At 64.2% G+C, this 7,038-nt stretch carries 8 protein-coding genes; 1 reads left to right on the top strand and 7 read right to left on the bottom strand.

What is annotated here, in order from left to right:
* Positions 1-299: 299 nt before the first annotated feature.
* The gene (locus tag ACWICV_RS15015) at positions 300-1,253 is read left to right on the top strand and encodes an NAD(P)H-dependent flavin oxidoreductase (RefSeq protein ID WP_105662165.1); all 954 of its coding nucleotides are present in this window, start codon (positions 300-302) and stop codon (positions 1,251-1,253) included.
* Here the strand turns inward: ACWICV_RS15015 and panC are convergent.
* The 7 genes from panC to folP are packed head-to-tail and all read right to left on the bottom strand — an operon-like array spanning position 1,250 to position 7,030.
* Positions 1,250-2,116 carry a pantoate--beta-alanine ligase gene (panC, locus tag ACWICV_RS15010; protein WP_400289634.1) on the bottom strand — a complete coding sequence of 289 codons (867 nt, stop codon included), beginning with the start codon at positions 2,114-2,116 and terminating at the stop codon, positions 1,250-1,252. The genes ACWICV_RS15015 and panC overlap by 4 nt on opposite strands.
* Before the next feature lie 4 nt (positions 2,117-2,120).
* A complete protein-coding gene (locus ACWICV_RS15005) occupies positions 2,121-2,987 on the bottom strand; it encodes a Rossmann-like and DUF2520 domain-containing protein (RefSeq protein WP_332595340.1) in 867 nt (288 codons plus the stop codon).
* A gap of 2 nt (positions 2,988-2,989) precedes the next feature.
* On the bottom strand, positions 2,990-4,387 hold the full coding sequence (locus ACWICV_RS15000; protein WP_454091154.1) for a PH domain-containing protein: 1,398 nt from the start codon (positions 4,385-4,387) through the stop codon (positions 2,990-2,992).
* Entirely contained in the window at positions 4,384-4,881 is a 498-nt protein-coding gene (locus ACWICV_RS14995) for a PH domain-containing protein (protein WP_388024664.1), read from the bottom strand. The genes ACWICV_RS15000 and ACWICV_RS14995 overlap by 4 nt, the downstream gene beginning before the upstream one ends.
* The gene (locus ACWICV_RS14990) at positions 4,850-5,311 is read right to left on the bottom strand and encodes a DUF3180 domain-containing protein (protein ID WP_454091155.1); all 462 of its coding nucleotides are present in this window, start codon (positions 5,309-5,311) and stop codon (positions 4,850-4,852) included. Before ACWICV_RS14990 ends, ACWICV_RS14995 begins: the two co-directional genes overlap by 32 nt.
* Positions 5,299-6,141: a 2-amino-4-hydroxy-6-hydroxymethyldihydropteridine diphosphokinase gene (gene folK, locus ACWICV_RS14985; protein WP_166650737.1), complete on the bottom strand. Its 843-nt coding sequence runs from the start codon at positions 6,139-6,141 to the stop codon at positions 5,299-5,301. Before folK ends, ACWICV_RS14990 begins: the two co-directional genes overlap by 13 nt.
* Positions 6,128-7,030 carry a dihydropteroate synthase gene (gene folP / locus ACWICV_RS14980; protein WP_105658627.1) on the bottom strand — a complete coding sequence of 301 codons (903 nt, stop codon included), beginning with the start codon at positions 7,028-7,030 and terminating at the stop codon, positions 6,128-6,130. Before folP ends, folK begins: the two co-directional genes overlap by 14 nt.
* Positions 7,031-7,038: the final 8 nt, after the last annotated feature.

Genomic DNA, 7,038 nt, shown 5'->3' with positions numbered 1-7,038 from the left:
ACAAACTTGGCACACTATTGAGTTCTCAAACAACAAACACTCTCGACACCACAACCACCAATCCTTCGATGACTGCTTCGCTCCGGAGCAACTTTTCCAACTTACCAGACTTCCTGATCCGATCAAAATCGGCGGAAAACCTTCAGTGAAAAGTGATTGGCTGCCGGGTAAACAATCGGTAGATTCCGTGTTGTTTCCGTTCCGGCAACAGATAAAAACTATACACAGGTTCTTGGGCACTTACAAATCGAGGGGCCGCGTTCTAGGTCACATTCATTTCGCTGTTCTAGTCTGGGCTCATGAGCGACCTGCAAAGACTCCTTGGATACCGTGAACCCATCTTCAATGCATCTATGGCTGGCGCGGCTGGCGGCGCCTTGGCTGCAGCTGTTTCCCACGCGGGAGGTGTAGGGATGATCGGTTCGCCTGCAACTCCCACAGCTGACTGGATTGAACAGCAAACGCAATTCGTTGAATCCCTGAGTACTCCATGGGGCGTCGGCTTCATGGCCTGGGCGCTGGAAACGGATCTCTCCCCGCTAGAGGCCTTCTTGGAGTTCGGGCCCTCGTTGGTGACCTTGAGCTTCGGCGATGTCACCCGGGCCGCGGCGGTAGCCCATGAGGCTGGAGTTCTGACCGCCATGCAAGTAGGCAATGCGGCAGATCTGGAACGCGCGATGGCTGATGACATCGACATCATCATTGCCCGTGGCGCAGAAGGTGGCGGACATGGCCGCAATGAAGCCGGAACTCTGCCGCTGCTGCAGCTGGCAACCGCCCAGCACCAGAAGCCTGTGGTGGCGGCCGGAGGCATCGGCACTGCGCGAGGTATCGCCGCGGTGCTGTCAGCTGGCGCGGAAGCTGCCTGGATCGGGACCCGTTTCCTCTCGGCAGCAGAGTCCAGCGGGCACGGGAACATGAAGAGCGCAGCACGCAATGCGGGCCTGGATGACACTATCTATACCCGCGCCTTCGATCTCGCCCAGCAATTGCCATGGGCGCCCGAGTTCGGCGGACGGGCGCTGCGCAATGAGTTCAGCGACAAGCACGCGGATCTTTCCAGCTGGGAGCCGAACGATGCGCTGCGCGAGCAGATGGATCAGGCCCGCTCCGAAGCGCTGACGGACATAGCCCCGGTCTATGCCGGTGAGGCAGTGCAGTTCGTTGGCGCCGAGCAGCCCGCCGCCGAAATCATGCAGGAGCTGTGCGGCTTCCGCCAGGTCCTCGGGCAGGCTGCTCGACGCTTTGCCTAGATCGGCTGGTTGTCGATCAGACGGACGTTGCCCACCTTCGCCGCGACAAGGATCAAGCCCTCGCCGGTGAAGGGGGTGTCCTGGCAGTTGAATGCCAGTTCCTGCAGGGTATCCGGGTCAACGACGGCGAAGTAGTCCAGCTCCACCAGCGGGGCCATCTGGTACATGCCGATGGCATCCTCGATGTACAGCGGTTCATTGCGTGCCGCACGGTCGGCAACCAGCTGGATCGAACGGTGCAGCACCAAGGCTGCTTCCTTCTCTTCCTCGCTGAGCAATGCATTGCGGCTGGAAAGCGCCAGGCCTTTCGGGCTGCGCACGATCGGCACCGCACGCAGTTCTACCGGATAGTCCAGGTCGGCAACCATGCGGCGGATCAGCATCAGCTGCTGGGCATCCTTCTGGCCGAAGTAGGCGCGGTATTCGCCCCGACGCGGGTCGGTCAAGTGCAGCAGCTTGGCGACTACGGCCAGCATGCCATCGAAGTGGCCTGGACGCGAGGCGCCTTCATACATTTCGCCCAGCGCGCCGGAGCTCAACTTCACCAGCGGAAGGCCGGCATGGTAGATCTCGGAAGCGTCCGGGGCAAAGACAAGATCGACGCCGGCGGCCGCGGCCAGCTGCACATCAGCGTCGAGCTGGCGCGGATAGTTGGCGTAGTCGCTGGCATCGTTGAACTGCAGCTCATTGACGAATACGGAGATGACTACCAGTTCGTTTTCTGCGCGGGCGGCCTTGAACAGCGAAGCATGTCCGCGGTGCAGGGCTCCCATAGTGGGCACGAAGCCCAGCGATCCCGGGTTAGCTGCGGCAATAGCAGCCTTCAGCTCGGCACGGGTCTTTACAATCTTCGGGGTTTTCACGCTTCTATTCTAGAACTCGCAGAAGCTCTTCCAGCGTGCCTTGGGAGATCAGTCCGCGTTCTGCGGCGCGCAGCGCGGTAGCGCGCGAGAGGCTCCGATAGGAATTGTTGGTTTCCGCCGGGGCGTCGGCCAGCGCTTGCAGGTGCGCGGTGACCGTTCCGCTATCGCCTCGTGCTACCGGGCCGGTCAGTGCGCCCGCGCCGGAACGCAGGGCATTATCCAGGCTCGCGTACATCAGGGCGCGCAGGGTATTGGATGGTTCTTCCACGCCGATCCGGCGCAGGATGTCCGCCGATTGCGCCGTGATGGTGTTCAGGTGGTTTGCCGCATGGGCCAGGGCCGCGTGGTAGCTGGCACGATCCTGCTCGGCGATCACCACCGGCTCCCCGCGCATTTCCACCACCAGCGCCTGGGCTACCGGGAGGATGGCCTCGTCCGCGGTGACCGCGAAGACGCAGTCGGTCAGGCGCTGGAGGTCCATGCTCATGCCGGTGAAGGTCATGGCCGGGTGGATTGCCAGTCCAAAGGCGCCAGCATCCAAGGCCGGTTGCAGGATCGAGGTGCCGTACCGCCCGGCGGTGTGCGCGATCAACTGCCCGGCGGCGATATGGCCGCCCGCTGCCAGTCCGGACACCAGTTCGCCGAGCACGTCGTCGGGTACCGCAAAGAGCACCAGTTCGCTGCGGCGCAGGATTTCTGCTGGGTCCAGCAGTTCCACGCCGGGCAGCAAGGCGTCGGCGCGATCGCGCGAATCCTCCGAGACGGCGTGGATTCCGGTGATCCGGTGTCCGCTGGCTGCCAGCGCCGCACCAAGCACGGTGCCTACCTTGCCGGCGGAGATGATGCCGATTCCCAAGCGTGGTGCGTCCACTTCTACCTTTCAACCAGGCGCCGGGTTTGCGCCCGAATAAATTCTGCTGCGGTGTCCGCATCAATCTGATGCAGGTATCCGATGATGTTTCCGCCGGCACAGTGCAAGCGGACACCGGCCAGTTTACGTCCTTGCTCCCACGGCCCCTGGCCCCAGCTCATGCCCTGCACCCGGTTATGCGGCACGAAGCTGGCCTGCCGGGCCAGCCAGCCATACCGGGAAATCACCGTGGTGCCGGTGGCCAGGAACGCCTGGTGCTTCCATGCCCCGGGCGATAGCGGCTTGGCGCGTTCCGGGGAGCCGGTGAAACCGTGTTCGCATCCGGTGCTCACCGCGGTGGCCAGCACCTCGCGCTGGTTGGCGACGCCAAGATCCGGCAGCAGGATCCCCATGATTCGGGCGACCGACTCGAAGTCGCCCACCGGGAGCACCTGCAGGTTATCCGCGTCATCGCTCTTGGTGCCCAGCACGTTGACTTCCACCTTGTACCAGCCCAGCATCCGCCAGAAGAAGGGTGCCGTCACCGAAATGGCCTGGACGCGGCCGGCAGGAATGGAGTGCTGGCGGGTGTCAGCCAGTCCGTAGCTGATGCGCATGCCGGTGTCCGAGGCGCTGGCGGTGAAGTTCCAGCCCTGGTTCAGCTGCTTGTAGTAGAAGCTGCCGAAGGCCAAGGCCGCGGGGACCAGGGCCGCGATGATTCCGTCGACCCCGGCAAGCCAAAGCACCAGCATCGCCAGACATGCGAGCACCCCGAACATCACCGGCAATTGCAGGAGCATGGAGCCAATCAGGCGCCCAATGGGCACGTTGGCCATCAGCGGCAACGCGTCCGCGGCGGCCTGCGGCTGGGCTGCCGCGCGATCCGCCGCGTCGTGGGAGCCGCTTTCTTGGGCAGCGGCAGGTTCTTCGCCGCGGGCCCGCTCCAGGATGACCACGCGCAGCGCGTGGGCATCGGCCTTGCGCAGGAAGGAAAGGCGCAGCACCGACTCGGAGGAATCGGCCACGTCAAAGCGCAGTTCGGCGAGACCCAGCAGCCGGGCTACCAGTGGCTGGGCAATGTCTATGCCTTGCACCTTGTCGATGCGCGCCTGCTTCTGGCTGCGGAATAGCATCCCGGAATTCACGTACACGTGGGTGCTGGTGAGCTTGTAGCGGGTGAAGTACCAGGAAAGGAAGTAGAAGATGAGCACCACGGCCAGTGCGATGCCGGCGCCCGCGACGGTCCACATCAGCCTGGTGCCGGAGAAGCGCTCCGCCCAGGTCAGGTCGTCGGTGTTCTGCCAGTAGATGTAGCCCAGGCCGATGATGGCCAGCCAGCCGTGGACGAACGGGCTGGCTGGATGCACCCGCTGCCATGGCTCGGCACTGTCTCCGGTGGCCAGTTCTTCGGCCTGGCTCATAGCATTTTCTCTTCGCCGGCGGCCACAAGCCGTTCGCGCAGGGCCTGCCCTTCGCCCTCGGGCAACCCGTAGACGTGCGCGGTGGCAGCGCTGCCGGCGGTGTTCAGCGTTAGCTGGCATAGCCCATAGCGGCGCTCCAGCGGCCCGCTGTTGACCTCGACGTATTGCATGCGGCCGTAGGGAATGACCACCTGCTTGCGCCACATCACCCCGGAGCGGACGATGAAGTCTTCTTCGCGTTCGAGATAGCCCAGTGCGGCGACCTGGCGGCGGATGATGCGCAATGCCGGCAACGCGATAGCCAGCACCAGCAGGACCGGGGAAATCACCAGCCACAGCGGGACGCCGACGCCGGTGACTGCCAGCACGGCAGGGACCAGGGCCGCCAGCAGGAACAGGCCCCAGGTGATCACCCAAGTGGTGAACTTGACCTTGGCGTAGTCCCGGTGGGCTGGGGTGAAGTTATTCGGTGACCACGGAGTCGCTGTTGCCATCGGTATCCTCTGGAGGTAGTTTGCACAGTTGCTGAACAATATACCCAATAATCACCATGAGGACACCAGCACCAGCCAGCACCAGGCCGCGGGTCAGGGTGGGGGTGATCCCAGTGGCCGCCCAGAGGGTGATGATGGCCGGAACATGCCAACCGGCAATCACCGCACCAGCATACGCCGAGGCCTGGGCCAGAACCAGGGTACGAGCTGCGGCGATCGGCTCGAAGTCCGATTTGCCCAAGGTGGAGCGCTTCACGCGGATCCCCAGGAACAGGATCACCGCGCAGACTGCGCCCAGCGAGTACAGGGCGGAGTAGTCCAGCACCGGCGCGTACCTGCCTGCCGCGGTGAGCAGGCGCAACGCGATCCAGCCGGCCATGGCCCCGAGCCCGGCGCACCAGAGCAGCCAGCGCAGCTTCAGCTTGGCCATAGCCGTATGATGTCCTTCGTATCGGCAGCTTCGGCGGCCAAACGGGAAACCAGTTGCCCGTTCAGCACCGCGTCCGGATCCATCCAGCTCCACGGGGCCAGCACGAAGCCGCGGATCGCGGCGCGCGGATGAGGCAGGGTCAGCCGCTCATCATCCAGGTTCAGCTGGTCGTAGGCGATCAGGTCCAGATCCAGGGTGCGCGCTTCCCAGCGCACCTCGCGGGTGCGGTGGTGCTTGGCTTCTATCCACTGGCACAGATCCAGCAGCTCATGCGGGGCCAGCCGGGTACGCACCTGGACGACCTGGTTGGTGTAATCGGGCTGTTCCGGCGGACCGCCTACCGGCTTGGTGATGGCCAGCGGGGAAACCTTGAGCAGCTCGACTTCTGCGCCGAGGTCCTGCACCGCGGCGGCCAGGGTAGCCTGCGGATCACCCAGGTTGGCGCCCAACGCGATGATCGCGGTGTGCTGCTTCTGGTGCCGCGTCAGCGAGATGGTGACATCGGTGAACGGTACCGGGATTGGAGCCTGCGGCTTGTGCACCACCACGTCGATGGTGAACACGCCCGGGTAGGCGGCGAGGATCGCCTCGGCGATTTCGCTGCCCAGCTTCTCGATCAGGTCCCACGGGCCGGCCTGGATCTGCTGGACTACCAGCTCGCTGACTTCGCCGTAGTGCACCGTGTCAAGAACATTGTCGCTGGCTGCCGCACGTGAGATATCCACGTGCAGCACCACGTCAATGATGAATTCCTGGCCGTCGCGCTTCTCATGGTCGAAAACGCCATGGTAGCCGGTGGCCGAAATTCCGTAGATGCTAATGCGATCCATAGGCCTGCACGACTTCAATGGCGTCGCGGTTGCCGGTGACATCGTGCACGCGCACTGCCCAGACCTTGTCGCGGGCGCCCAGCACGGTGGTCGCTGCGGTCGCGGAATCGCGTTCCATCGGCGCGCGGCTCTTGGAACCCTCGGCCAGCAGTTCGCCCAGGAAGCGCTTGCGGCTGGTGCCGATCAGCACCCGGTGGCCCAGCTCCTCGATGGCAGGGACGTTGGCCAGCAGCGCCCAATTGTGCTGCGCATCCTTGGCGAAGCCCAGTCCCGGATCGATGATGATCTGCTCCGGGGCCACGCCCTTGGCGACGAATTCATCGCGCAGCATGCGCAATTCGCCGATGACCTCGGTGACCACGTCCTGGTAGTTGGCCTCGGAGACCATGTCCTGCGCGGTGCCGCGGCGGTGCATCAATACGTAGGGGACGCCGGTTTCCGCGATCAGCTCCGGCATGCCCGGCTCATAGGTCAGGCCGGAAACGTCGTTGATGAGGTGCGCGCCGGCGGCGATGGCCGCGCGGGCGGTGGAGACATGCATGGTGTCCACGGAGATCACCGCGCCGGCCTTCACCAGGGCTTCGATGACCGGGATGATGCGCTCGCGCTCCAGGGCAGGATCCACGTTCGTGGCGCCCGGGCGGGTGGATTCGCCGCCCACGTCGATGATGTCGGCACCCGAGTACAGCAGCTTCAGGCCCTGGTCGATCGCGGCATCGGCGGACAGGTACTTCCCGCCATCCGAGAAGGAGTCCTCGGTGACGTTCAGGATGCCCATGACTAGGGTGCGGCCGGTTGGCAGGTCGGCCATGGTCTTCTTGCTGGACTTGCGGATCACCGGCAATGGGCTGGTGTTCGGGCCGGTGCCCGGGATCGCTCCAAGCGACATGGGGGTTC

This window comes from Glutamicibacter sp. NPDC055354 (assembly GCF_053644955.1).
The sequence above is the reverse complement of the archived record's forward strand: the minus strand, read 5'-3'. Positions and strand labels throughout refer to the sequence as shown.